This is a genomic window from Marilutibacter chinensis, from assembly GCF_021725675.1.
GTDB lineage: Bacteria > Pseudomonadota > Gammaproteobacteria > Xanthomonadales > Xanthomonadaceae > Marilutibacter > Marilutibacter chinensis.
The window spans coordinates 39,913-64,803 of record NZ_JAKJPO010000007.1 but is presented as its reverse complement, the minus strand read 5'-3'; the positions used below and the strand labels follow the sequence as shown (position 1 = coordinate 64,803).

Sequence of the window (24,891 nt, the reverse complement as noted above, 5' to 3'; positions counted from 1 at the left end):
AAGTCAGGCGACCTGTTTGGGTGCCTCGGGCAGAAGTCCCCCCCTCTGCATCATGATGAGCATCTCCAGCGAGCGGAGCTCGTCGGCGTCGAGTTCCATGGCCGTTTCGACCCAGTCGTCCACGATCCGGACACCTTCCTCGCGGCTGAGGGCGCTGTGACGGTGGCGACTCTGCTGGATCTTCATCCGCGACTTCCTGCGCCTGGCGTGCTCGGCGATGTGCCTTTCGACGGCGATCTCGCCTTCGCCCGTGGGGCAGATCTCGTCCACGAGTCCGAGCTCGAACAGCTCCTGTGCGCTGTACGGCCTGCGCTTGCGGGTCATCATCCGCTCGGCGACGAAGGCGTTGCAGCGGGAGGTGATCAGGCCCATCGCCCCGGTGCACGGGAAAAGGCCGAACATGATCTCGGGGAAGGCGAAGTCGCTGTGCTCCTCGGCGATCACGTAATCCGAGCTGATCGCCATCTCGAAGCCGCCGCCGAGGGCTCGTCCCTGGACCAGTGAGATGGTGTGGACGTCGTCCACGAAGCCCGTCGACCACTGGAGCATGACGTTCAGGCATTGCATGGAATAGCGGTGCAGCGTCCTGGCGTCGCGCCTGCGGATGCAGTCGAGGAAGAACGACAGGTCCCCGCCCTGGCTGAAGTAGGTCGGGTCGGAAGACTGGATGACCGCATAGCCGGGGCTGGAGGGATTGATGCCCTGGGTCTCTCCGGACCACTGCTTCATCTCGCCGAGGATCTGCTGGAATTCGTCGACTACCGATGGGGTGAAGTTGTGTATCCCCGTCCGTGGGTCGGGGCTGAAGGTCAGCCAGACCGTGGGCTGCGACAGCCGGCGGATCTCGCTGTTCAGGCGTCCGCCGTCAGGTGACTTGGCGAACTGGAGGGGGGTGGATACAGATGCTGTGACGCGCATGACGGGCTCCTCGTCGTTGGGGTTGGATCATTGGGGAAGGGGGATGTCGTGTCGGGAGACGATCAGGGCGGCGTTCGTGCCTCCGAAGCCGCAAGAGAAGCTCAAGGCGTGGCGAATGTCGACGTCGAGGACGGGAGAGGGACCGACGTGGTTGAGCTCGCACCTCGGGTCGGGCGTGTCCAGATGGGCGCTGGCCGGGAGCAGGCGGTTCTGCATGGCTATGAGGGTCAGGACGAGTTCCAGCGCGCTCGTGGCGCCGATGAGATGTCCGTGCACCGACTTCGTCGAGCTGACCTTCGGGGCCTGGCTGCCGGTCCCGAAGACCGCCCCCAACGCCGTCGATTCGATGATGTCGCCTCCATTCGTGGCGGTGGCGTGGGCGTTGATGTAGTCGACTTCGGAGGGCTGGAGCCCGGCGTGGGCCAGCGCGCTCTTCAATGCGGCTATCTGGCCACCGGCCTCGGGCATTCCGATGTGATGGGCGTCACAAGAAACGCCATATCCGGTCAGGTAGCCGTGGATGCGTGCGCCCCGGGCGCGGGCTGCCTCGGCCTCCTCGAGCACGATCCAGGCCGAGCCTTCCCCCAGCACCAGTCCGCTCCGGTTCGCCGAGAACGGCTTGCAGGTGCGGGCAGGGTCTTCGGGATCGGGTGCCGACATCGCTCGGATCCCGTCGAACGTGCTCAGTACTCCGGCGGTAAGAGGCGCCTCGGCCCCTCCGGCCAACGCGATGTCGATGTAGCCATCGGCGATCGCCCGCGCCGCCTCTCCGATGGCAACGCCGGAGGTGGCGCAGGCGCTCGCATTGGTGATGACGGGCCCGCGGATCTTCTGGCGGATCGAGACCTGGGCGCCTCCTCCGTTGCCCATGATGGCCATCGCGGTGAAGGGGCGGGCCGTCTGCTTGCCCTGCAGGAGCATGTCCTCGAACCAGCGCCCGATCGTGGCGGCGCCGCCGTTGATGTTGCCGTAGTAGCAACCCGCACGGATACCGTATGAATCGTAGTCGTCGACCCCGGCATCGTCCGACGCCTGCCTCGCCGCCAGGATCGCCATCTGCTGGACCCTGTCGAGAAATGGCAGCTCCAGTCTGGTGAACCGGTCTTCAAAACCGCGATCTATACGACCGCCCGGGAAGACCTTTTTCAGGGGAGGCGCTTCGACGACGGTTATGCCGGAGCGGACAGATCGAAGGGACTCGGTGGCTTCGGATTGATCGAGCCCGACGGGAGACAGCAGGCCAAGGCCGGTGATGGCGACGCGTCGTTTCTTCATGGGAGTGGTCGAGTGGATTCTCTAGGCCCGAGAGCCCTGCTTATATGCGCTTGCGCGCCGGCAACAGCGAGTGAAGGACACGGATGACGTTATCACCGGGATATGTTGTGCGTCACTTTGACGACCTGGGCTCATCGGGGCGGAACCCGCGCGGTCGGAACGCCGGACGCATTGGCATAGCCGACCAGATCTCGTCGAGCCGTCCCGCATGCGAGAACGATCCCATGCTGGATGCCCGTGCCGCTCCGCCCGCGCTTGTGGCTGCGCTGCGGCAAGCAGGCCCGTCGGAACGGCTGCCTGATCGAAAAACGTGGACCGCCCGCCTTTTGTCGAAACGATGAAGCCGTCTGGAGACGGGAACTTTCTGGACGGCAGGGTCGAAGATGCGTTTGAAGAACTCGGCGTTCTGATGGAGCTGGACGGGCGCGGCTTCCGTCCAGAGTATGCCGAAATGCCTCAGCCACTCCATTCGATGCATGGACCCGGCGTCGGGGGCGGCGCGTTCCGTCTTTCCGGGGTGGTCGTAAAACTCCCGGGTAGCTGTCCGGAATAGACAACGGACGGCACGGCTACGAAGTACGCCGAGCTGAAGAAGCCGGTTTCATCCGCGCGGGATACTTGCCGGTGCAGATCTGCAGCAGGTCGGGGAGTCGCCAGCGTAGTCCTTGGCGCCTGCAGCACTGACCATGGAACGCGGGCCCGGTGCTGACCGAATCGACCGGTCTCGTCAGCCGATCCGACCGGGCATGCCCAATCGAAACCTGATGCATTGCCCGTCTTCGAGGGAGCGGCGACAGGTACCGGCCGGTCGACGGCCGGCCCCGACATGCCGTCCGGCCTGCAGCCGGCTTCCGGCAGTCGTGACTTTGCATGCCCTCAGGTCGAGCGGGAGCCGCGACGAACGCGGTGACAGAGCGGCACTGCTAGTCCGGGCTCTTCGCGGGAACGAAAGGAGAGACCGGATCGCTGGCGGGAAACGTTTCCTCCAGCGCTTCGTCCTGGTTCCGGTCCTCCCTCTCCTTGCGCGCGTGCCGCTGCTTCGGCGTTTCGGCCGGTGCGGGATTGCGCGGCGATGCCGGAGGATCCTTGGAGTCGCGTGACATGTCCATCTGACCTCTTGGGGGGAGTGCATTTCTATAACGCGCCGGATGTTGCCCGCACGTGACCGGCGCCCTTCATGGTCCCTGGCAGTCGTGCGCTTCGCCGGATGCGGACGGACGCGGGAGCCATCGCTCTCCACGAGGCATCGGCATGAATCAGGGCGTACCGTGATTCGTACGTGGCCGGAGTCGACGTCGGCGCGCGGCGGGCAGGTGCAGGCAGACGCCGTCCGGCGATGACACGGAGTCGCTCCGTATCGCGGGTTCAGCGGCTGCAGGACGAAAAAAGTGCAGGGTCGACCGACGTCGGTCCGGACTTTCACGAGGCGGACATGCACCGCTTACCAAACCCTAAGAAATCCATGACGTCGGGCGCATGCGGCGGTTGCGATGCTGCATTGTGTTTCGCGGAGCAGAGATCGACATGAACGATGCGCATGCACGACAGCAGCGACCGCCACAGGAACAGGACCGGCAACCGGGCCTGCAGTCGGAGATGGTGCCTGAGCCGGAGAGCATCCGCGACAGCTACACCGGGTCGTCACGGCTGAAGGGAAGGGTCGCGATCATAACCGGAGGCGACAGCGGCATCGGTCGCGCGGTCGCGCTCCACTTCGCCCGCGAAGGCGCTACCGTCGCGTTCGGATATCTCGATGAAGAAGAGGACGCAGCCGAGACCGAGCGCCTGATCCGCGCCGAGGGAAGCGAATGCCTATCGATGGCCGGCGACGTCGGCGACCCCGGCTTCTGCCACCGGTTCGTGCATCGTGTCGTCGAGACCTATGACCGGCTGGACATCCTGGTCAACAACGCGGCCGAGCAGCACGTGGTCGAGGAACCGGAGCAGCTGAGTCCAGAACAGATCGAGCGCACGTTCCGCACCAACATCTTCGCCTACCTGTACATGACGATCGCCGCCATCCCCCACATGGACACAGGCGGCGTCATCATCAATACCGGGTCGGTGACCGGCGCACGCGGCCACGAGAAGCTGATCGACTACGCCACGACGAAGGGCGCGATCCACGCGCTGACGTTCTCGCTGGCGCAGGCGCTCGCCGGACGCGGGATCCGCGTCAACTCGGTGGCGCCGGGCCCGGTATGGACGCCGCTGATCCCGGCCAGCTTCTCCGCGAAGGAGGTGGCCGAGTTCGGAGCGGGGACTTTGCTGAAGCGTGCCGGACAACCCTGCGAGATCGGGCCCGCCTACGTATTCCTCGCATGCGAGGAGGCGTCCTTCATCACCGGACAGACCATCCACATCAACGGAGGAGGGTACATAAGTGCGTAGCACGGCACAGCAATCCACGCGTCGCTCCAGACCGCGACGGCGTTCCGAGGAGCAGGGCCATGACCGCGATGCCGTCGGAGTCGGCGAGTTCAAGGCGGTGGCGGAGTGGGTCATGGAAACCGGCGCCAACTGCCTGCGGCAGGGGCGCCACTGGTTGGAATCAGCAACGAGGCAATACGACATGAATACGAGGCAACAACGAGACCCGGAGAGGTTTGGAGAGGCGGAGCAGTACGGTCGCGGGCGCGGCCATCGCTACCGCGGTCGCGGCGACGACTACGCCTATGCGGATGGCGGCTATCCCGCGGAGCCTCATGAGGAAAGGGCCGCCGGCAGATTCGGCGAGGCGCCTCGCTACCGGCGCGACGCGTACCGTACCGGCTATGCGCCCGATGAATACGCGCTCTCGGAAACCGGCGAGGCGTATCACCCCGGACGCGGAATCTACGATTACGACGACGAGTACGCTGCCGCGCGCGCAGGCGAGTTCGCGCACGACCACACCCGCGACCCCGAGCGCGGAGAGAGGCCGTACCACGCCGACGAGCGTCGCGCGGCCATGTACCGCGACTATCCTCGGGAGCCCGGACGCGGACGTCCCGACCATGGCTACGCCCGTGGCGGCGAGGGTGCGCGCAGCGCTTATGGCAGCGATCACGGCCGTCCCGGGTACTCCGGATATGGCGCGGACTTCGGAGATGCCGCAGGCTATCCGGGGCAGGGCTATCAGGCCGAGCACCGTGGCTACCGCAGCCAGCGGGGCAGGGGGCCACGCGGCTATACGCGGTCGGATGAGCGGATACTGGAAGACGTCAACGAGCGCCTGAGCGACGATCCGGTGGTCGACGCCACCGACATCGACGTGCGATGCGAAAGTGGACGCCTCCGCCTGGAGGGGCGGGTGCCCGCGCGCTGGATGAAACATCGTGCGGAAGACATCGCAGATTCGATACCGGGGGCCAAGGATGTGGAGAACCGCATCCGCGTGATCGCCGAGGAACGTCTCGGTTCGCAGGCCGGTTACTCCGCCTCAGGCAGCGATCAGATGCAGACGACCGGCGGACCCGGGCGCGACGGCGGCAGTCGTCCCGGCAGCGACGCGAAGCAGGAGCAGTAGCCCGCCCACGAATGCGCAGGCGCCCGGAATCGGGCGGAGACACGACGGAGGCCTGCGGTTTCCGCCGGCCGTCGGCCGTGCTGTCGGCACCCAGTACCGGGTCCGCCACCGATGGCTCCCATATGCCGATACAGGTGCGGTCATCAGCGGTGGAGCCGGGCAAGGAAACGACAGACGGTCGTCTCCCATTGACGGGCGCTGCGACGGTTGCCAGCGGACGGCAGCAGACCATCTCTCCACGCTTCGAACAGGCCGGGGTCGATGTAGGACTTCCGGCAGACCGCGGCCGTGTTGCCGAGCATGGCCGCGACGCTTGCGACCACCTGACGCTCGATCGCGGTGGCCGAATCTGCGTCGGCCGGATCGGGTGCCGGGATGGATGCCAATAGCCGGAACGCAGCCACCGTAGCGCCCCAGGTACGGAAGTCCTTGGCGGTGAAGTTCTGGCCCATTCGCTCGTGCAGGTAGTCGTTGACCATGCTCGAGTCGACGCGCTGCAGTTCGCCGTCGGCGTCGCGGTACTGGAACAGCGCCTGTCCGGGCAACTGGTGCATGCGGCGCACCAGCCGCACCAGGCGCGGATCGGAGACGTCGACCTCCTGGATACGGCCGCCCTTGCCGTTGAATCGCAGCCGCAGGCGATCGCGCAGGAAGCGCGCGTGCCGGTTCCGCAGGGTGGTCAGACCGAATGATGCGTTGTCGCGCGCATACGCTGCATTGCCGATGCGCAGCAGCGTCGCCGACATGATCCACACCAGCACGGCGATCACCTTGTCCCGGGGCAGGCCGGGCAGGTCGAGATCCCGGCGGATGGCGCGTCGGAGATCCGGTAATGCCGCGCAGAACTCGGCCACGCGGTCGAACTTGTGCTCGTCCCGGAGCTTCCGCCACCGCGGATGGTAGCGGTACTGCTTGCGCCCCTTCGAGTCGCGGCCGGTGGCCTGCAGGTGGCCCCGGGGCGACATGCATATCCATACGTCACGATAGGCAGGGGGAATCGCCAGCCTGCGTATGCGCTCCAGTGTCGCGGCGTCGCGCACCGGGCCTCCGTCCGGATCCAGATATCGGAATCCCCGGCCGCAGCGGATACGCCGTATGCCGGGCGTCGTGTCACTGACATGATGCAGTCCGGGCTGTGCCCCAGACAGTCTCTCCTGATGCGAACGGCGTGGGTTCGTCATGGGAAAAACCTACATGGCTGCCGTTAGCTGTGGATGAAGCGCAAAGGAAGGTGCACGAGCATGCCCGGAAACGCCTGGAAGCGGGATCTCCAAAGCCGTGGTGACGTCGTGTGGCGGCGGATCCGAAGATTCCCTGCCGGCTGCCTTGAGTGACGCAGTTCCCGTCGGAAGTCAGTTCGTTCTGGAGTGTGCTGCTTCGGCCCCGGTCCATGAATGCGGCGCTCCGCGAATCTGTACGGGTCGTGTGCGGTCCGGCGTCTGTCCATGAAGCATTCGCGTCGAGCGAACGCGGCGCATGCAAGGATCGAGAGCCAGCCGACGCGAAGGAGACATCATGGCCAACCCCAAAAAGCCTGGACGGGAGCAGAGAACCTATCCGCACGGCAGTGGCGACCGCAACGCGTGGTCGCCGACAGGAAAAAAGCGCATGCCCAGGCGCGACGGTGGAACGCAGCGCGTGGCGCCTCCCGGACCGAGATCGAGAGGACGCGTGAAGAAGAGCGGAGATGACACTGAAGAGGCGAATGGATCCTGACGTTGCGATACGTCTGCATCACGCTGGATACGCACGGCGTTAACCCTCTATTGCATAAGGTCGTCGTTACCCGGGTCCGGATGGATCCATCGCAACGCGAGGAGGCATTCCGTGAAAGATCTTCACTCCAGGAACGAGCCCGACATGTCCGGAAAGCGCAGGTCGGAACAGCCTGCCAGCGACACCTGGATCACCACCAAGGTGAAGGCCGACCTGATGGTGACGGACGATGTGCCTGGCCTTGCGCTGCACGTCGAGACCGTCAACGGCGTCGTGTCGCTCAGTGGCCAGGTAGACAGCCGGCTGCAGGCCGATCGCGCCGTCGAGGTCGCCCGTGGCATCGAGGGCGTCAGGCGGGTCGAGAGCAGCGGCATACGGGTCGCGTAGTCCGTGGCCGCTCCATGCACGATCAACTGATAGGGACAACCGCAGATGAAAGTCAACGAGATGATGAGCCGGGACGTATGCGTCGTCGGGCCGGACGAAAGCCTGAAAAACGCGGCGACACTGATGGCGGAGAACGACATCGGCAGCCTCCCCGTGGGCGAGGGAGATCGCCTTGTCGGATTCCTCACGGATCGCGACATTGTCGTGCGCGCGTTGGCGCGGGGCGTTGGGCCCGATGCGAAGGTGCGCGAGGTGATGTCGGCCGATGTCAAGTACTGCTACGACGACGAGGACGTCGAGCACGTCGCGAACAACATGGCCGACCTCGAGGTGCGGCGACTGCCCGTTGTCGATCGCGACAAGCGGTTGGTCGGCGTGGTGTCGCTCGGCAACTTCGCCCAGAGCGGAGACAGGAGCGCCGCGCAGGACCTGTTGCGCGGTGTCGCAGCACCTCACTAGGCAGGCCCGCGGCGGCCGACTTCAGCTGTTGCCGATCTGTGCCGGGTCGGGGCGGTCGCCGCGGCGGCGCGGGCCTGGAAGTGTGGCGGCGAATCGTGGCCTCAGGCAGTCCAGGGCATGGCCTGCGAGCGCCAGCGACGTTCGCCGCGTCCGTCGTTTCATTTCCGTGCGAAGGACAGGTTGGACCGAACGAGCTCTGGCGACGTGCGACACGGCGCAAGTCGCTTGCGGCGTGCCCGGTAACCACTTCCGCGTCTCACCTGTTGCCTGATAGAGAGGAAAGCTGGCGCCGTCCATCCATGAGCCACGCCGCGCTACCGGTTGGTGTAACGCTGGACCCTCGGAGGAACCTCGTACGGCATCCGCATACATGACACTGCCCGACGATGGCGATGTCATTCGGCGGCAGACCTGGTGCGTGGGGCGTCCGCGGGAGTGATTCCAAAGCCTCGGCGCTTTGACACGGTCGAGCTTTCTTCATGCTGGAGCGCGTCTGCACGCAAGCCTGCCTGGCATCTCGCCCGATCGCCGCAAGGACGAGGACTGGAACCGACTGCAGGAAGGATGAACCCACACCTGCCCGAGGGCCGGTACGGCGGACGTGGCTGCAGGAACGTCGATCTGCGCTCCGCTCGCGGCCGTCCGCGGGGGATGGCAGCGGATGGCTGCAGTCCTTGCGTGAAGCTGCAGCGTGCGTTCATCTCGAAGCGAACTACGACCGTCGCACGCAAGCGGCTGTTATCGGCGTGTCGAGGCCCGCGCGGCTTCCGCTCATCCTGCGTGAATCCCGTCATTGTCACGATCCGCTTGCCGCGTGGTGCGCCGGATTCCCCCGGGCACGCACTCCGGAGATTCATCCAGCCTGGAGGTCGAAGACGATGAATGATCTGGCGGAGGACCGTGACACCGACACCGCGGCAGGCGCGTACGTGGCCGCTTTTGCGCCGGAGAGGGGCGCGATCGCGGCGAGCCGGGTGCTGGATCACAGGCAGGAGCGTGGGCCGGCCGGCCCGGCCTGACCTGCAGGAATCTCCTCTGGACGACCTGCCTGGACGCGCTCGAAGCGGATATTCCCGCTGCGTGCACGACCGTTCTCGAGATTGGAGGTGACGTGGTGGGCATGGCTATGCGTGAGCTCCGGCCTCGGGGCCCATCGGCCCGATGCGGGCCCGCGTGCGAGATGCGCTCATAAGCGGGCGAGGTGGTTGTGCACCGTGCGGACGCTGATGCCCAGCGCCCTCGCCGTTGCTGTCTTGTCGTTGCCGTAATGGGCCAGCGTCTTGAGCAGCATCTGCTTCTCCACCTCGGCAAAGCGCATCCCGACGCTGAAAACGACCGACGTTTCGGAGTCCTCGATGACCCCGATCGAACGCTCGTTGGGCCGCACGAAGACGCAGTCGCTGGCATCGAGCAGATAGGCGCGCTGCACTGCGCTGCGCAGCTCGCGTACGTTGCCTGGCCACAGGTAGCGCATCAGTTCCCGTTCGCAGGCGTGCGCGAGCCTCTTGTGCCGGCCGTGAAAGGCATTGAGCCTGTCGATGAACACGCGCGCCAGCAGCACGATGTCCTCGCCACGGTCCCTGAGCGGCGGCATGTGAACGGGCACTTCCGCCAGGCGGTAGTACAGATCCTCCCGCAAACGGCCTTCCTCCACCGCCTGCAGCGGGTCGCGGCTGCTCGATGCGATTATCCTTGCCGGAGCCGTGGCTGAAGGGCCACCACCGTTCTGTGCGGAAGAGCTGGACTCCAGGGCCCGCAGCAGGGATGCCTGGAACGGCGGCGGCAGCTCGGCGACGTCGTCCAGGAGCAGCGTTCCGCCGGTGGCCTGCTCGAGCATCCCGTCCTGGCGCGGAGCCGCGCCGGAGAAGCCGTTGCGCTGCTTCTCGGGTATCTGGTATGCGAGCAGCTTGGCAGCCATCGCGCCGCAGCTTACCGCTACGAACTTGCCGGGCCTGTCGCTGGTGTCGTGCAGGGTCCTCGCCGCCAACTCCTTGCCGGTGCCGCTTTCTCCAGTCAGCAGGACTGACGCATTCGTAGGTGCGACCTTGAGAAGCGTGGCCACGACCTCCCGGATCGCACGCGACTGGCCTATCAGCGCCGTGCGCATCAATTGCGCATCCGAGGCGATGATCCTGGCCGGCTTCGCGTCCCGGAACAGCTTGCGCAGGCGTCCCGGATGAACAGGCTTGACCAGGTACTCGACGACGGGCGCGGTCACCGCACGCACGGCCGACTCCAGACATGGCTTGCTGGTGAGGACGACCACGCTTCCGTAGCGCGACGCATCCACCCGCTCGAGAAGGTCCAGGCCCGAGCCATCAGGCAGGTGCGATTCCAATACCAGGAGATCCGTCGACGCCTGCTTCAGGCTGGATTCGGCTTCGGCAAGACTGCGTGCGATCCCGGCTTCGCATTGCTCCTCGCGCGCCAGCGCTGCAGCAGCCTCGACAGAGACTGCGTCGCCGTCGACAATCAGGACTCGGGTCTTGGGAGTGAACATCGCGCCGCAAGCGTAGGGGCGGCGCGGTTAAACATGCGTATAGCCCATGTGCCGGAATGGCGCTCAGCGCGCCACCTGGATACCAGGAACGCGATGCATTGCGTGCGCATGATCGCGTTGCGTGCGTGTCGCAAAGCTGTCCGCGCAGGGTTCAGCTCACACGCTGCAGCGTCGAATGAACGCGAGGTAACCCACGATGTCGGAAAGTCAGTAGGGCTTGTGCAGATGCCAACGAGGTCTGCATGCTGGCGATGGCCCGCAGCGCGGGCTTCGACATACACGCACGGCTTGCCGGTGAAACCTGGCTGTGCCGCACGTCGAGGCCGGAGGACGGCCTGGCCCGGCGGGAGCTGGAGGCGATCGTCGGTCGGGGCGGGAGCGTATGAGCGAAACCCTGATCCCCGGACTGTCCGACGGAAGCGGGCAATGACATTGCGTCGAACCGTCGACGCTCCCGGATACCAGTGCGCACCGACCGGCGACGGCCCGCCGGAGTGCGAACGTCCAGCCCGGCACTCCGCAAGGGGCCGCCGCGGCGCCTACGTCGATACAGGCGTGCCACGCCATGCGGGTCGCAGAGCCAGACGCCCGCTCGTCGCGTCGACCCGCCGGCTGCGCGTAAAACCGGATCTATCGGGGCTGACCGGCCTGGTCGGAGGGTGGAGACGTGCTCCGGCCATCGGCACCCATCAAATGCCAGTGTCCCCACTCGTCCTCGACGGCATGACCGCTGATCGTTTCGGCTCCGAAATCCCCTGCATAGCGGTACAGGGGCTTGCCGTAGTAGGTGACGTGATATCCGCCCTGTTCCGTCAGCAGCGTGGCGACTGCGGCCTGCTGCAGGTCGAGCGCGACCTGGGGCTCGGGCACCCGCGATATCACCGGCGGCCATACCTGCTGGCAGGCCAGGTCGCACGAGCGACCATCCTCGTTGCCTTCCAGATAGTACAGCGCCGAGCCGCTGGCATCGACCAGGAATCCGTCGTCTCCTCCTCCGCGCATCAGCAGCGGATCCGCGTCGGGCACCTGTTCCACTGTGGTGGAAGGTGCTTGCCCGGATGTCGGTTCATCCGGAGCCGTCGTCTCGCGGGATGGAGCGGATGGAGACGATTCTTCGCTGCACGCGGAAAGCAGCGCGAACAGAACGACGGCGGGGAGGAGATTGTTGTTCATGAGTCCCTCCGGCTGGGATGCAGCAGTACTGTGCGCTTCCGGTCGTGACCACGCGGTCAATGGACGGCGCGCGGAGAACGGGCGTGCATCCGGCGCGGTGAATCCAGCACCCTCACGGGCTCGGCATCACAGATGCGCCGCGGATGGCGATGAAGGTCTGGGCCGAGGCGCCTGCGGTCGCCACGGCGGCGGTCGTTGTCGCCTGATGCTGCAATGCACGCATTCAGGTGAAACGGGGCGGCCGATGGAGAGCTTCACCATAGGCGAAAATTTTTCATTCCAGGGAAAATGTTTCCTGCAAGCGATGCCAGCGGACCGGATGGCATCTGAGCAGAGCTTCATCGGCGGCGAACGGCGGGACGCATACGATGGCGAAGTCATGACGCGACCGATCCGTAACCCCATGCATGCCGTTCGAACTGGAGCTGCCGCAGAACTACAGGCACCGCCGCTCCTCACACGCGAAGTTGCGTTGTTCCTGGACGTCGACGGTTGCCTTCTCGAAATCCGGGACGATCCCGCTCTCGTGCGGGCGGAAGCCCCGCTGATCGAACTGCTCGAGGCCATTTCGGAGAAGCTGGAGGGTGCGCTCGCGCTCGTCAGCGGTCGCAGCATCGCAAGCATCGACCGGATATTCGCGCCGGCGACGTTCGCCGCCGCCGGCCTGCATGGGCTGGAGCGCCGCGGAGCGGCAAGCCGGCCGGTTCTCACGCTTGCGCCCGAGGCCAACCCGATGCTGCGCGACGTCGTCGCCGAGGCGCGATCGATGCTGGCTCGCCATCCGGGGGCCCTGATCGAGGACAAGGGCGCCACGGTGGCATTGCACTGGCGCGTGGCGCCGGAGGCGGAGAACGTGGCGCGGTCGATCGCAGGCCGTGCGCTGGATAAGCTGCCTGACTACGAGATCCAGCACGGCAAGCAGGTTCTGGAAATACGGCCGGCCGGCGACGACAAAGGCACGGCGATCGCCGCCTTTCTCGAGGCGTACCCGTTCCGGGGCAGGATGCCTGTGTTCGCGGGCGACGACGTGACCGACGAGCATGGCTTCGAGATCGTCAATCGCCTGTCGGGCGTGAGCGTGCTCGTGGGCGACAGGACCGAAACTTCCGCGCGTTATCGTCTGGAAAGCCCCGCCACGGTGCGTGCATGGCTGGAGAACATCCAATGAACTTTTACGGTGTCCGAGGGATCGGATCCTTTTCCGGGAGGAGTGCGATTACAGGTTTGGAGTGTCCAAACTCCATCAGTCCCGCCCAAGCGTCCGCGAGCTCCCGGAGGGAGAGTGCAGGGAGAGACCGGCGTAAACGGCTGGATTCCCCTGGTTGCCCGATCCGGAAGGCGGTCCCGGGTTTCCGCTCGGTGGACGTGGCGTCATGAGTCGTCTGGTCGTGGTCTCGAACCGGGTCGCGCTGCCGGGAGAAAATCACGCCGGCGGGCTGGCGACCGGGTTGCGGGCGGCACTGAAGCGCAGGAGCGGGATGTGGTTCGGCTGGAGCGGCAGGGTCGTGCGCGAGGAAAGCGGGCACCTGCGGAAGGAGACGGATGCAGGAATCACCTATGTCACGCTCGATCTTTCGCGACAGGACTACGTCGCCTATTACAACGGCTTTGCCAATCGCACGTTATGGCCGCTTCTGCATTTCAGGCTCGATCTCGCCGACTATGCAAGGGAAACGCGCCTGGGCTATTTCAAGGTCAATGCGATGCTTGCCGACCGGCTCGCGCCGCTGCTGAGGGACGACGACATCGTATGGGTGCATGACTATCACCTGATCCCGCTTGCCGCGCTGCTCAGACAGAAGGGAGTCGGATGCCGTATCGGGTTCTTTCTCCATATTCCCATGCCGTCCTCGGAGATACTCACCGCGCTGCCGGATCATGCCGCGCTTTTCAGCACCCTGTATGAGTACGACCTGGTCGGATTGCAGACCCGGCAGGACGTCGAACGGTTCATCAGCTACACACGACTGCTCGGAGACGGTATGGCATGCACGGATTCCACGGTCCATCTGCCGAACGGGCACCGGGTGCAGGTGGGGGCTTTCCCGATCGGGATAGACGCCGAGCGCATCTCGCGGCAGGCCGCCGATGGAGTGTCCAAGTCCGCCGTGCGGACGCTCCGCGCGAGCATGGCGGGCAGGAAACTGGCGATAGGCGTCGATCGTCTCGACTACTCGAAAGGCCTGCCCGAACGGTTCGAGAGCTTTTCCCGATATCTCGCCCACTATCCCGACAAGGCCGGCCGGATGACGCTTCTCCAGATCGCGCCGGTATCCCGGGGAGAGGTTCCCGAATACAAGCTCCTGCGCAGCCAGCTCGAACAGATCGCAGGGCACGTCAATGGCCTGCATGCGGAACCCAACTGGACGCCGATCCGCTACGTCAACCGGAGCTTCTCGCATTCGACCCTGACGGGGTTCTACCGTCTCGCGTCGGTCGGCGTGGTCACCCCGCTGCGGGACGGAATGAACCTCGTGGCCAAGGAGTACGTCGCGTCCCAGGATCCCTCCAGCCCGGGTGTGCTGATCCTGTCGTTGTTTGCGGGGGCCGCCACGGAGTTGCAGGAGGCCATGCTCGTGAACCCCTACGATCTGGACGGGGTCGCGGATGCGCTCTCGCTGGCGGCGAACATGCCGCTTCCCGAGCGCCGCGAGCGGTGGGAGGCATCGATGGCCCTGATCCGGCGTCACGACATCCATTACTGGTGCAACAGTTTCCTGGACTCCCTGCATCCGGTGCGGCCGGAACGTCCCCCGATCGAGCTGCCGGCGATGAGACCGGACCTGCCTGCCTGCAGGCCTCAATGAACCGAACGCAGCTTCTTGGCGTGGGTCGGATGCGGCCTCCTGTCCGCGGACCGCGCGCGCCGGGCTGCCGCGGCCACGTTCTGGAACCAGGATCGATCGCGTAGATGGCCGAAGCGGGCTGCCACCCACGCTGACGACGTGAAAATGGGGCCTGTTGCACATGTTGATCCGCTTCAGACCGCGCTGGAGGCCTCGGCAAGAACGGAGCGGGGCGACGTCTTCGGATGGAAAGACGTTAGACTTGGCGGCGAGCCGCCGCGGGTTGGCGATTGTCGCGGGCCGTGGACGGCGGGTCAGCGTCGTTTTTGAAAGTCCTGTTGATTCAAACTTCTATCGAAGCTTGAAGGGGCATGCTGGCATTATGGGCTGGCGCCGGCTCGATCCGCTTGGCGGGCGTTCCGGGTGCGGCGGCTGGTCCCTCCAAACGATAGCGTGTTCATTCGACAGTCTGGAGTAATTGATGCCGACTTGGCTTGTGACCGGCGGAGCCGGGTTCATCGGGGGCAATTTCGTGCTTGGCGCCGTGGCACAGGGCGTCAAGGTGGTCAACCTCGATGCGCTGACCTATGCGGGCAATCTCGACACACTGGCGTCGCTGGATAGCGACCCCAATCATGTGTTCGTCCAGGGTGACATAGGCGATCCCGACCTCGTTGGACGATTGCTCGCCGAGCACCGGCCGGATGCGGTGATCAATTTCGCTGCCGAGAGCCACGTCGACCGTTCGATCGACGGTCCGGCCGCGTTCGTGCAGACCAACGTCGTGGGAACCCTGAGCCTGCTGGAGAAGGCCCGCGACTACTGGAAGGCCCTGGAGCCGGCCGCACGGGATGCGTTCCGTTTCCTGCACGTGTCCACCGACGAGGTCTACGGCACTCTCGGCGAGACCGGCAGGTTCAGCGAAACCACGCCGTATGCGCCGAATTCGCCGTATTCGGCGTCGAAGGCCGCGTCCGATCATCTGGTGCGGGCGTTCCACCACACCTACGGACTGCCGGTGCTCACCACCAACTGCTCGAACAACTACGGGCCATACCATTTCCCGGAGAAGTTGATCCCGCTGGTGATCGCAAAGGCACTGGCCGGCGAGCCGCTGCCCGTGTACGGCGATGGCAGGCAGGTGCGCGACTGGCTGTTCGTGCGCGACCACTGCGACGCCATCCGCACCGTGCTGGAACGGGGGCGTGTCGGCGAAACCTACAACGTCGGCGGCAATTCCGAGAAACAGAACATCGAGGTGGTGAAGACCATCTGCCGGCTTCTGGACGAGCGTCGTCCGCGCGAGGACGGCCAGCCGCGCGAGAGCCAGATCGCCTTCGTCGCGGACCGTCCCGGCCACGATCGCCGTTACGCGATCGACGCCAGCAAGTTGAAGAACGAGCTGGGCTGGGAGCCGAAGTACACCTTCGAGCGCGGCATCGCCGAGACCGTCGACTGGTATCTGGACAACCAGGTCTGGGTGCAGCGCGTGCTCGACGGCAGCTATCGCCTCGAGCGTATCGGTCAGGGCTGAGGGGGAACGCATGGCACGCAAGGGCATCATCCTCGCCGGTGGTTCCGGTACCCGCCTGTACCCGATCACCCAGGGCATCAGCAAGCAGCTGCTGCCGGTATACGACAAACCGATGATCTACTACCCGCTCAGCGTGCTGATGCTGGCGGGTATACGCGACGTGCTGATCATCAACACGCCGCATGAGCAGCCGCTGTTCCGCAGTCTGCTCGGCGACGGCTCGCAGTGGGGCATGAACCTGGAGTACGCGGTTCAGCCCAGTCCGGAAGGTCTTGCCCAGGCCTTCCTGATCGGACGCGAGTTCCTCGCCGGCCAGCCCTGCTGCCTGGTGCTGGGCGACAACATCTTCCATGGTCCCGGTCTTACCGCGATGCTCAAGCGTGCCGATGCGCGCGATCGCGGCGCGACGGTGTTCGGCTACTGGGTGCGGGATCCGGAGCGTTACGGCGTGGCCGAGTTCGACAAGGAAGGGCGAATCGTCAGCCTGGAAGAGAAGCCGCGTCAGCCGCGCTCCAATTATGCGGTGACCGGCCTGTACTTCTACGACGAGCGTGCCAGCGACATCGCAGCCGAGCTGAAGCCGTCGCCGCGCGGCGAACTGGAGATCACCGATCTCAACAAGCGGTACCTCGAAGAGGGATCGCTCCATCTCGAGCAGCTCGGGCGTGGCTATGCCTGGCTGGATACAGGCACCCACCAGTCGCTGCTGGAGGCCTGTAACTACATCGAGACCATCGAGGCCAGGCAGGGCCTGCGGGTCTGCTGCCCCGAGGAGATCGCCTGGAACAACGGCTGGATCGACGACGAGAAGCTGGTCGAGCTGGCGCAGCCGCTGTCCAAGAACGGCTATGGCGAGTACCTGCTGGGGCTGGCCAAGCGGGGGGTCGTGCCATGAGAGTGATCGAGACCGACCTGCCGGGATGCCTGGTTTTCGAGCCTCAGGTCTTCGGCGACGACCGCGGCTTCTTCTTCGAATCGTTCAATCACGACAAGCTGGCCGGATACGGATTGCGGCCTGCGTTCGTGCAGGGCAATGTGTCGTCGTCCAGCAAGGGCGTCCTGCGCGGATTGCATTACCAGTGGCCCCGTCCGCAAGGCAAGTACGTGTCGGTGATCGAGGGCGAGGTCTGGGATGTCGCCGTCGACATCCGTCGTGGCTCTCCGCATTTCGGGCGCTGGGCGGCCGTACACCTCAGCGCGGAGAACAAGCGGCACTTCTGGATTCCGCAAGGTTTCGCCCATGGCTTCGTGACGCTGAGCGAACGCGCGGTGTTCACCTATCTGTGCACCGCGACCTATGATCGCGATGCCGACGCGGGCATCCGCTGGGACGATCCGGATCTGGCGATCGACTGGCCCGTCAGCGCGCCGCTGCTGTCGGAGAAGGACGGGCGAGCCCCCTTCCTGAAGGACGTACCCGAAGACCGCCTGCCGCTGTTCGTCCCATGAAGCTGCTGCTGCTCGGAGGCAACGGCCAGGTCGGCCACGAACTGCGGCGCAGCCTGGCGCCGTTGGGGGATGTCGTCGTCACCACCCGCGACGGCCGGCTGGGGGACGGAAAGCCGGCGGAGCCGCTCGACCTGTCCGACCTGGAGGCGATCCCCGCTCTTGTCCAGCGCGTTCGCCCCGATGCGGTGGTCAACGCGACCGCGTACACGGCGGTCGACAGGGCCGAGGGTGAGCGCGAACTCGCGTTCCGGATCAATGCGGAGGCGCCGGCAGTGCTGGCGTCGAGCTGTGCCGAGGCAGGCATCCCGCTGCTGCATTATTCGACCGACTATGTGTTCGACGGACAGGGTAAGCGTCCGTATCGCGAGGACGATCCGACGTCGCCGCTGGGCGTCTATGGCGAAAGCAAGCTGGCCGGCGAGCAGGCGATCCGTGGAAGCGGCGCTGGTTACCTGATCCTGCGTACCGCGTGGGTCTATGCGCTGCACGGGCACAACTTCCTGCGCACGATGCTGCGTCTGGGGGCCGAGCGCGACGAGCTGCGCGTGGTCTCCGACCAGGTGGGCAGCCCGACACCGGCCTGGCTGATCGCCGATGCGACCGCGGAAATCCTCCTCCGGGGCATCGGGACGTCCGGGATACTGCATCTGACCAGCGCCGGTGAGTGCAGCTGGCATGCATTTGCCAGCGAGATCATGCGCCTGGGCGTCGCGACCGGCCGCATGGCGCAGGCGCCGCGTGTCACCCCGATCGCCACTGCCGAGTATCCGACTCCCGCCCGTCGGCCTGCTTACTCGGTGCTGGATACCCGGCACCTGGTCGACCGCTACGGCGTCGATCTTCCGCGCTGGGAAGACGCGCTGGCACGGACCCTCTCGGAAGACGGTTCCGACTGAGCCAGCCGCCGCCTGTCGAGCCGTGGCACCGGGTACCGGGGCTTGCCTCCGACAATGCACGGTGCGTTACCGGCTGCCGGGGATTGGGAACCACGGAAAGTGGCGTTTGCGGTATATATGGCAACGAATGCCAGGAGCGGCACTCGGGCCGGATTCCCGGCCGACACGACAGGATCAACAGGATGGCTGGGGCAGGGGGACTGTGTCGGCCGCGGAAACCATGGAGTCTTTGATGAAGAAGATCATTCTCGCCACCGCGATCGGCATGGCCGCGGCGGTTTCGGGCGTGCCCGACGCGCGGGCCGTCAACGTCGACAACTACATCAAGCGCGACAGCTTCTCGGACATCAAGATATCGCCGAACGGCGACTACTACGCTGCAACCGTGCTGCAGGAAGATCGGACTTCGCTGGTGATCCTGAATCGGGAAACCGGTGAGGTGACCGGCAATTTCACCTTGGAGCGGAACAAGCACGTCAACGGTTTCTGGTGGGTGAGCCCGGAGCGCGTGGTGATCAGCACGGCGCAGAAGTTCGGCATGCTCGCCGCGCCGCAGCTGGACGGCAACCTGTATGCGATCAACGCCGATGGCAGTGGCGCCGATATCCTGGTGGGCCAGTCGGTACAAGGCGCGGGTCTGCAGACGCGCATCCAGCCGAAGAAGGTCGAGCGGGTGGCGGCATTCCTGGTCGACGACCTGCCCGAGGACGACAAGTACGTGATCGTGTCGGTCTCGCCGTTCACCGCCGATCCCTATACGCAGGCGGACAGGCTGGACGTCCGTACCGGCAGGCGGACGCAGCTGGCTCGTGCGCCGGTGCGTAACGCCGATTTCGTTACCGACAACGACGGTATCGTGCGCTTCGCCTACGGTTCGGGCGTGGACAATGTGAGGAAGCTGTATTACCGCGCCTCGGAGGGCGGTGAATGGGAGCTTCTCCGCGATGAGGGGACGACCGATCTGTTCGAATGGCCGATCGGGTTCTCGCATGACAACGGTACCGCCTATTTCCGTGCCGAGCGCGCGAACGGGCCGGACGAGATCGTCGCCTTCGACGTCGAGTCCCGCACCTCCCGTGCGCTGGTGAAGGACGACGAGGTCGATCCGTACCGGATGATCTATCGCAACAATTCGCTCGAGCCGATCGGCGTGATGTTCATGGACGGCCGGCCCAGGACCGAGTTCTTCGATGACGCTTCCACCGAAGCGCGGCTCTACAGGAGCTTGGAAGCAGCGTTCGCCGGACAGGCGGTCTGGATTACCTCGCAGACCACGGACGGCCGCCTGGCCCTGGTCCAGGTGTGGAGTGACCGCAGCCCGGGCGACTACTTTCTTTTCGATACCGTCGCCAAGAAGGCAGACCATGTGCTGACCCGACGCCAGTGGATCGATCCGGAGCAGATGGCGGAGATGCAGCCGATCAGCTTCGACTCGCGGGATGGATTGAAGATCCACGGCTACCTCACGACGCCGAAGGGATCCAACGGGACGGCGCTTCCGATGATCGTGATGCCCCATGGGGGCCCGTTCGGCATCCGCGACGTCTGGGGCTTCGATCGCGACGCGCAGATGCTGGCCGAGGCCGGCTACGCGGTGTTGCAGATCAACTTCCGCGGATCGGGCGGCTACGGCAACAAGTTCGAGGACATCGGTGCGCGACAGTGGGGCGGGACGATGCAGGACGACGTCACTGACGCGACCCGCTGGGCCATCCAGCAGGGGCATGCCGATCCGCGCCGCATCTGCATCTTGGGCGGCAGCTATGGTGCCTATGCTTCGTTGATGGGCGTGGCCAAGGAGCCCGGCCTGTACAAGTGCGCGGCCGGTGTCGTCGGTGTCTACGATCTGCCAACGATGCACACCCATGGCGACGTCCAGCGGCGCGGCTCTGGGGAGACATACCTCAACGAGTGGATCGGCGCCCGGGAATCGCTTGGCGCGGTCTCTCCGAACCGCATGGCCGACCGTATAAAGGTGCCGGTGTTCCTGGCTGCGGGTGGTGAGGATGATCGTGCTCCGATAGAGCATACCCGGATGATGGAAAAGGCCCTCAAGGGAACGGGTGTCCCGGTCGAAGCGCACTACTACCGTGAAGAGGGACACGGCTTCTACAAGGAAGAGAACAACCGGGACTACTACACCCGCCTGCTCGCCTTCCTCTCCAGGCACCTTGGCGGCGAGGTGGCGACGGTTTCGACCGGGAGCGCGGCCGATACCGGCAAGTGACCGCGCGGGTTGTCGCGAACGGTGGAAACGACAACGGCGCCCGAGGGCGCCGTTGTCGTTCCGGTACGGGTAGTTCCGGATGGAGTTACTTGACCCCGTGCATCCAGCGCTTCGCCAACGGCGTCAGCACGAGGAACACGATGCCTGAGCCGATGCCGATCCAGACCATCAGCCAGAACAGCTCGCCATACCGGCCGGCGGCCTCGGCCATGTTTATCGTGGCGCCTTCCGCCATTTCCAGCGAGGCGAGCTTGCCGAACTGCGCGGCCAGGACCTCGGAGTACGCGGTCGCGAGCCAGAATGCGCCCATCATCAACCCGACCACGCGCGCGACCGACAACTGGGTCACCGCCGACAGGCCGATCGGCGACAGGCACATCTCGCCGAGCTCCAGCACGAAATAGGCAAGCACCAGCCACCATACGCTGGCCATCGCGCCACTGGCGCCGGCCTCGCCTGCGGCCAGCAGCATCGGCACGAAGGCCAGGCCGGCGAACATCAGGCCGATGCCCATCTTGGCCGGCTTGCTGGGATTGAGCCCGCGCCGGTCCAGCCACGGCCACAGCCACGAGAAGATCGGCGCCAGCACCACGATGAAGAACGCGCCGAGGAAGGTCAGCGAGCCGGCGGTCTGCCTGACCAGCACGATGTCGTGGGCGATCGCGATGAACAGGCCGATCGCCATCAGCACCACCAGACCCTTGGCGATGTCGTTGCGGCCGCGGTCGCTGGCCGTCAGTGCGGCGATCATCAGCGGTGGGCTGGCCGCCAGCGAGTACACCGCCCACGGCAGCGCCGGCACGTAGCCGTTGTCGGACAGGCCGAACATGTCCTTGGTCAGCAGGCGGTCGGTGAAGGTCACCCACGATCCGTAGGTCTGTTCGTACAGGGTGAAGAAGATCAGTACGCCGAAGATCAGCAGTACCAGGGTGATCATCTGCTGGCGCTGCACCGTCGTGCAGTGTTTCCACAGGAACCAGATGAACCAGAGCAGCAACAGTCCCGCGATGATGTGCATCGCCCCATGTACGGTCCAGGTCCGCTGGATCAGCTGCCAGACCACCGCCACGCCGCCGAGGCTGCCCAGGTAGATCCACCATTCGCGCGACAGCGGGCCGATGCGCTCGGCGAGCCTGGCCGGGTCGTTCGGCTCGGCATGCCCGTGCAGGTACTTCTGGCCCCAGACGAACATCACCAGCCCGGCCAGCATGCCGATGCCTGCGGCGCCGAACCCGTAGCTCCAGCCGTAGGTCTCGCCGAGGAAGGCGCAGATCAGCGACGCGAACAGCGCGCCGACATTGATGCCGGCGTAGAAGAGCGTGAAGCCCGAGTCGCGGCGCGGATCGTTCTCCGGATACAGGCGGCCGACGATGGTCGAGATGTTCGGCTTCAGGAAGCCCACGCCCATGATGATCAGCGCCAGCGACAGATAGAACACCTGCAGCGCACCCTCGTCGCGGACGACCTCTCCGGCCACGATCCGCGCCTGTTCGCCCTCGAACGCCATGCCGATGTGCCCGAGCACCAGCAGCACGCCGCCGAGCAGCACCGCCTTGCGCATGCCCAGATAGCGGTCGGCCAGCAGACCGCCGATCACCGGTACCGCGTACACCAGGCCGCCATACGCGCCGAGCAGGTCATAGCCGGCGTCGTCGCCGAACAGGTGGTACTTGAGGATGTACAACAGCAGCAGCGCCTTCATGCCGTAGAAGGAAAAGCGCTCCCACATCTCGGTGAAGAAGCAGACGAACAGCCCTTTCGGGTGGCCGAGGAATTCGTCGGTATCGACGCGGGTCACAGCGCTTGACGTCACGGCAGGCTCCGTATTGCGCGCGGAGGGCGCGGGAAATCCGGCGAGTATAGCGGTGGCCGTGCGGCCGGCCGGGCCGTGGGAATGGTGCGGCGCAGCAAGTCGAAGATGACCACCGGGCTTTGCCCGCGCGCGTCTTGACCCCTACCATCGGGCGTTTAGCCCTTCCGGAGCCCTCGCATGTCCGTTCGCCACGCCGTCCTGCCGCTGCTGATCGCGGCCGTGCTGCCCGTCAGTTTCTCCGTCGTCGCCGCCGAGCGCGGTTTCGACGTGCGCGACCTGGCGTCGATGGACCGTTACTCGTCTCCGGCCCTGTCGCCCAACGGTCGCCACATCGTGTTCGCCAGGCGCGAGGCCGACCTGGGCGCCAACAAGGCCAGCACCGGCCTGTGGATCGAGGACCTGTTCGCGCGCGATGCCGCGCCACCGAGGCGCCTGACCCCGGAAGGCTGGAACGTCAATTCACCGGCGTTTTCTCCCGACGGCCGCTCGGTCTATTTTCTCAGCGGCAAGTCGGGCAGCTCGCAGTTGTACGCGATCGACGCCGCCGGCGGCACGCCGCGCCAGCTGACCGATTTCCCGGTCGACGTCGGCGGATTCCGGATCTCGCCGGACGGCCGCCGCGTCGCGTTCAATGCCGAGGCGTTTCCCGACTGCGGCAGCGACCTGGCCTGCAACAAGGCGCGTCTGGACAAGCGGGGGGAATCGAAACAGAGCGGCATCGTGTTCGACCGGATGTTCGTCCGCCACTGGGACGCGTGGAACGACGGCCGCCTGAACCGCGTGTTCGTGGCGACGCTGGGCGCCGCGCCAACGACGACGGCGACCCTGGTCGGCGCGGACGTGATCGGCGACGTGCCATCGAAGCCGTTCGGCGACAGCGGCGAGTACACCTGGGCCCCGGATGGAAATTCGCTGGTGCTGAGCGCGCGCCTGGCCAATCGCGAGGAGCCCTGGTCGACCAATTTCGATCTTTATCAGGTCAATGCCGACGGCAGCGGCCGGGCGAAGAACCTGACCGCGGCGAACAAGGCCTGGGACACCGGGGCGACCTTCAGCTCCGACGGCGCGACGCTGTACTACCAGGCGATGAAGCGGCCGGGCTTCGAGGCCGACCGCTTTGGCCTGATGGCGATGGACATGTCCACCGGCGCCGTGCGCGAGATCGCGCCGGACTGGGACCGCTCCGCCGGCGGCATCACCCTGTCGGACGACGGCTCGACGCTCTACACCGCGGTACAGGAACTCGGCGAGCATCCGCTGTATGCGGTCGACATCGCCAGCGGCGAACCGCGCAAGCTGGTCGGCGACGGCAGCGTATCGTCGGTGCAACTGGCCGGGCCGACCCTGGCCTTCGCCCGCAACGGCCTGAAGACCGGCAACGTGATCTTCACCACCGGCACCGACGCGGCGTCCTTGCGCGCGATTACTCCGGGCGCCGGCGAGATGCTGCCGGAAGTGAAGTTCGGCGATTTCGAGCAGTTCAGCTTCAAGGGCTGGAACGACGAGACCGTCCACGGCTACGTCGTCAAGCCGTGGAACTACAGCGAGGGGCAGACCTATCCGGTCGCCTTCATCATCCACGGCGGCCCGCAGGGCAGCTTCGGCAATGGCTGGAGCTACCGTTGGAACCCGCAGACCTACGCCGGCCAGGGGTACGCGGTGGTGATGATCGACTTCCACGGCTCCACCGGCTACGGCCAGGCGTTCACCGACTCGATCAGCGGCCATTGGGGCGATCGCCCGCTCGAGGATCTGCAGAAGGGCTGGGCCGCGGCGCAGCAGAAGTACGCCTTCGTCGATGGCGACCGGGCCTGCGCGCTGGGCGCAAGCTATGGTGGCTACATGATCAACTGGATCGCCGGCAACTGGAATGAGCCGTGGAAGTGCCTGGTCAATCACGATGGCGTGTTCGATCAGCGGATGATGGGCTATGCCACCGAGGAGCTCTGGTTCACCGAGTGGGAGAACGGCGGCACTCCGTACGACAACCCGGCCGGCTACGAGGAGTTCAATCCGGTCAACCACGTCAAGGACTGGCGCGTACCGATGCTGGTGATCCACGGGCAGCTCGACTTCCGCATTCCGGTCGAGCAGGGTCTCGCTGCGTTCACGGCGCTGCAGCGGCAGGGCATCGAATCGAAGTTCCTGTACTTCCCCGACGAGAACCACTGGGTGCTCAAGCCGCAGAACAGCGTGCAGTGGCACGACACGGTCAACGACTGGCTGAAGCAGCACATCGGTCAGTAAGTT

19 protein-coding genes and 1 pseudogene are annotated in these 24,891 nt (G+C 65.6%); 14 read left to right on the top strand and 6 right to left on the bottom strand.

From position 1 onward, the window contains the following. Positions 1-3: 3 nt before the first annotated feature. Both L3V18_RS11510 and L3V18_RS11505 read right to left on the bottom strand, forming a co-directional pair. Positions 4-918 carry a crotonase/enoyl-CoA hydratase family protein gene (locus tag L3V18_RS11510; protein WP_237054999.1) on the bottom strand — a complete coding sequence of 305 codons (915 nt, stop codon included), beginning with the start codon at positions 916-918 and terminating at the stop codon, positions 4-6. A gap of 27 nt (positions 919-945) precedes the next feature. Beyond that, entirely contained in the window at positions 946-2,193 is a 1,248-nt protein-coding gene (locus L3V18_RS11505; RefSeq protein ID WP_237054997.1) for a beta-ketoacyl-[acyl-carrier-protein] synthase family protein, read from the bottom strand. 1,524 nt (positions 2,194-3,717) lie between these two features. Between L3V18_RS11505 and L3V18_RS11500 the strand changes: the two genes are divergently transcribed. Continuing rightward, positions 3,718-4,584: an SDR family oxidoreductase gene (locus L3V18_RS11500; RefSeq protein WP_237054995.1), complete on the top strand. Its 867-nt coding sequence runs from the start codon at positions 3,718-3,720 to the stop codon at positions 4,582-4,584. Between the two features lie 181 nt (positions 4,585-4,765). After that, a complete protein-coding gene (locus L3V18_RS11495) occupies positions 4,766-5,701 on the top strand; it encodes a BON domain-containing protein (protein ID WP_237054993.1) in 936 nt (311 codons plus the stop codon). 143 nt (positions 5,702-5,844) lie between these two features. Here L3V18_RS11495 and L3V18_RS11490 read toward each other — a convergent pair whose 3' ends face one another. Beyond that, positions 5,845-6,882 carry a DNA topoisomerase IB gene (locus tag L3V18_RS11490; protein WP_343226331.1) on the bottom strand — a complete coding sequence of 346 codons (1,038 nt, stop codon included), beginning with the start codon at positions 6,880-6,882 and terminating at the stop codon, positions 5,845-5,847. A 646-nt stretch (positions 6,883-7,528) separates the two neighbouring features. On the opposite strand from L3V18_RS11490, the gene L3V18_RS11485 reads away from it, so the two are divergent. The 3 genes from L3V18_RS11485 to L3V18_RS11475 all read left to right on the top strand — a co-directional run bounded on the left by L3V18_RS11485 (position 7,529) and on the right by L3V18_RS11475 (position 9,282). Next, a complete protein-coding gene (locus L3V18_RS11485) occupies positions 7,529-7,804 on the top strand; it encodes a BON domain-containing protein (protein ID WP_237054989.1) in 276 nt (91 codons plus the stop codon). 45 nt (positions 7,805-7,849) lie between these two features. Then, positions 7,850-8,263, top strand: a complete 414-nt coding sequence (locus L3V18_RS11480; RefSeq protein WP_237054987.1) for a CBS domain-containing protein — start codon at positions 7,850-7,852, stop codon at positions 8,261-8,263. A gap of 878 nt (positions 8,264-9,141) precedes the next feature. After that, positions 9,142-9,282, top strand: coding sequence for a hypothetical protein (locus tag L3V18_RS11475; protein ID WP_237054986.1), 141 nt, complete (start codon positions 9,142-9,144; stop codon positions 9,280-9,282). Between the two features lie 167 nt (positions 9,283-9,449). On the opposite strand, the gene L3V18_RS11470 is transcribed toward L3V18_RS11475, so the two are convergent. Beyond that, positions 9,450-10,763 (bottom strand): sigma-54-dependent transcriptional regulator, encoded by a 1,314-nt coding sequence (locus L3V18_RS11470; protein WP_237054984.1) that lies wholly within the window; start codon positions 10,761-10,763, stop codon positions 9,450-9,452. Positions 10,764-11,005: 242 nt separating this feature from the next. On the opposite strand from L3V18_RS11470, the gene L3V18_RS11465 reads away from it, so the two are divergent. After that, positions 11,006-11,149 (top strand): hypothetical protein, encoded by a 144-nt coding sequence (locus L3V18_RS11465; protein ID WP_237054982.1) that lies wholly within the window; start codon positions 11,006-11,008, stop codon positions 11,147-11,149. 244 nt (positions 11,150-11,393) lie between these two features. Here L3V18_RS11465 and L3V18_RS11460 read toward each other — a convergent pair whose 3' ends face one another. Beyond that, entirely contained in the window at positions 11,394-11,936 is a 543-nt protein-coding gene (locus tag L3V18_RS11460; RefSeq protein ID WP_237054980.1) for a COG4315 family predicted lipoprotein, read from the bottom strand. Positions 11,937-12,180: 244 nt separating this feature from the next. Between L3V18_RS11460 and otsB the strand changes: the two genes are divergently transcribed. The 7 genes and pseudogenes from otsB (at position 12,181) to L3V18_RS11425 (ending at position 20,828) form a co-directional block, all read left to right on the top strand. Next, positions 12,181-13,104, top strand: a complete 924-nt coding sequence (gene otsB / locus L3V18_RS11455; protein ID WP_237054978.1) for a trehalose-phosphatase — start codon at positions 12,181-12,183, stop codon at positions 13,102-13,104. A 205-nt stretch (positions 13,105-13,309) separates the two neighbouring features. Next, a pseudogene (gene otsA / locus L3V18_RS11450) lies at positions 13,310-14,674 on the top strand (alpha,alpha-trehalose-phosphate synthase (UDP-forming)); the annotation flags it as partial. 529 nt (positions 14,675-15,203) lie between these two features. After that, positions 15,204-16,256, top strand: coding sequence for a dTDP-glucose 4,6-dehydratase (rfbB, locus tag L3V18_RS11445; protein WP_237054976.1), 1,053 nt, complete (start codon positions 15,204-15,206; stop codon positions 16,254-16,256). A 10-nt stretch (positions 16,257-16,266) separates the two neighbouring features. Next, positions 16,267-17,151 carry a glucose-1-phosphate thymidylyltransferase RfbA gene (rfbA, locus tag L3V18_RS11440; protein WP_237054974.1) on the top strand — a complete coding sequence of 295 codons (885 nt, stop codon included), beginning with the start codon at positions 16,267-16,269 and terminating at the stop codon, positions 17,149-17,151. Then, positions 17,148-17,705, top strand: a complete 558-nt coding sequence (rfbC, locus tag L3V18_RS11435; RefSeq protein WP_237054972.1) for a dTDP-4-dehydrorhamnose 3,5-epimerase — start codon at positions 17,148-17,150, stop codon at positions 17,703-17,705. The genes rfbA and rfbC overlap by 4 nt, the downstream gene beginning before the upstream one ends. Next, positions 17,702-18,601, top strand: coding sequence for a dTDP-4-dehydrorhamnose reductase (gene rfbD / locus L3V18_RS11430; protein ID WP_237054970.1), 900 nt, complete (start codon positions 17,702-17,704; stop codon positions 18,599-18,601). Before rfbC ends, rfbD begins: the two co-directional genes overlap by 4 nt. 232 nt (positions 18,602-18,833) lie before the next feature. Then, positions 18,834-20,828: an alpha/beta hydrolase family protein gene (locus L3V18_RS11425; RefSeq protein ID WP_237055307.1), complete on the top strand. Its 1,995-nt coding sequence runs from the start codon at positions 18,834-18,836 to the stop codon at positions 20,826-20,828. Between the two features lie 85 nt (positions 20,829-20,913). On the opposite strand, the gene L3V18_RS11420 is transcribed toward L3V18_RS11425, so the two are convergent. Then, positions 20,914-22,641: a peptide MFS transporter gene (locus L3V18_RS11420; RefSeq protein ID WP_237054968.1), complete on the bottom strand. Its 1,728-nt coding sequence runs from the start codon at positions 22,639-22,641 to the stop codon at positions 20,914-20,916. Positions 22,642-22,818: 177 nt separating this feature from the next. On the opposite strand from L3V18_RS11420, the gene L3V18_RS11415 reads away from it, so the two are divergent. Continuing rightward, complete coding sequence (locus L3V18_RS11415; RefSeq protein WP_237054967.1) at positions 22,819-24,888, top strand: S9 family peptidase; 2,070 nt, start codon at positions 22,819-22,821, stop codon at positions 24,886-24,888. Positions 24,889-24,891 lie beyond the last annotated feature (3 nt).

Bases quoted from the DNA above. Each gene is read 5' to 3' on its own strand.
- L3V18_RS11500 (WP_237054995.1), top strand. From the start codon at position 3,718: ATGAACGATGCGCATGCACGACAGCAGCGACCGCCACAGGAACAGGAC.
- L3V18_RS11425 (WP_237055307.1), top strand. From the start codon at position 18,834: ATGAAGAAGATCATTCTCGCCACCGCGATCGGCATGGCCGCGGCGGTT.
- L3V18_RS11480 (WP_237054987.1), top strand. From the start codon at position 7,850: ATGAAAGTCAACGAGATGATGAGCCGGGACGTATGCGTCGTCGGGCCG.
- rfbB (WP_237054976.1), top strand. From the start codon at position 15,204: ATGCCGACTTGGCTTGTGACCGGCGGAGCCGGGTTCATCGGGGGCAAT.
- otsB (WP_237054978.1), top strand. From the start codon at position 12,181: ATGGAGAGCTTCACCATAGGCGAAAATTTTTCATTCCAGGGAAAATGT.
- L3V18_RS11490 (WP_343226331.1), bottom strand. From the start codon at position 6,882: ATGACGAACCCACGCCGTTCGCATCAGGAGAGACTGTCTGGGGCACAG.
- L3V18_RS11505 (WP_237054997.1), bottom strand. From the start codon at position 2,193: ATGAAGAAACGACGCGTCGCCATCACCGGCCTTGGCCTGCTGTCTCCC.
- L3V18_RS11415 (WP_237054967.1), top strand. From the start codon at position 22,819: ATGTCCGTTCGCCACGCCGTCCTGCCGCTGCTGATCGCGGCCGTGCTG.
- rfbA (WP_237054974.1), top strand. From the start codon at position 16,267: ATGGCACGCAAGGGCATCATCCTCGCCGGTGGTTCCGGTACCCGCCTG.
- rfbD (WP_237054970.1), top strand. From the start codon at position 17,702: ATGAAGCTGCTGCTGCTCGGAGGCAACGGCCAGGTCGGCCACGAACTG.
- L3V18_RS11495 (WP_237054993.1), top strand. From the start codon at position 4,766: ATGAATACGAGGCAACAACGAGACCCGGAGAGGTTTGGAGAGGCGGAG.
- L3V18_RS11510 (WP_237054999.1), bottom strand. From the start codon at position 918: ATGCGCGTCACAGCATCTGTATCCACCCCCCTCCAGTTCGCCAAGTCA.
- L3V18_RS11465 (WP_237054982.1), top strand. From the start codon at position 11,006: ATGCTGGCGATGGCCCGCAGCGCGGGCTTCGACATACACGCACGGCTT.
- L3V18_RS11460 (WP_237054980.1), bottom strand. From the start codon at position 11,936: ATGAACAACAATCTCCTCCCCGCCGTCGTTCTGTTCGCGCTGCTTTCC.
- L3V18_RS11470 (WP_237054984.1), bottom strand. From the start codon at position 10,763: ATGTTCACTCCCAAGACCCGAGTCCTGATTGTCGACGGCGACGCAGTC.
- L3V18_RS11475 (WP_237054986.1), top strand. From the start codon at position 9,142: ATGAATGATCTGGCGGAGGACCGTGACACCGACACCGCGGCAGGCGCG.
- rfbC (WP_237054972.1), top strand. From the start codon at position 17,148: ATGAGAGTGATCGAGACCGACCTGCCGGGATGCCTGGTTTTCGAGCCT.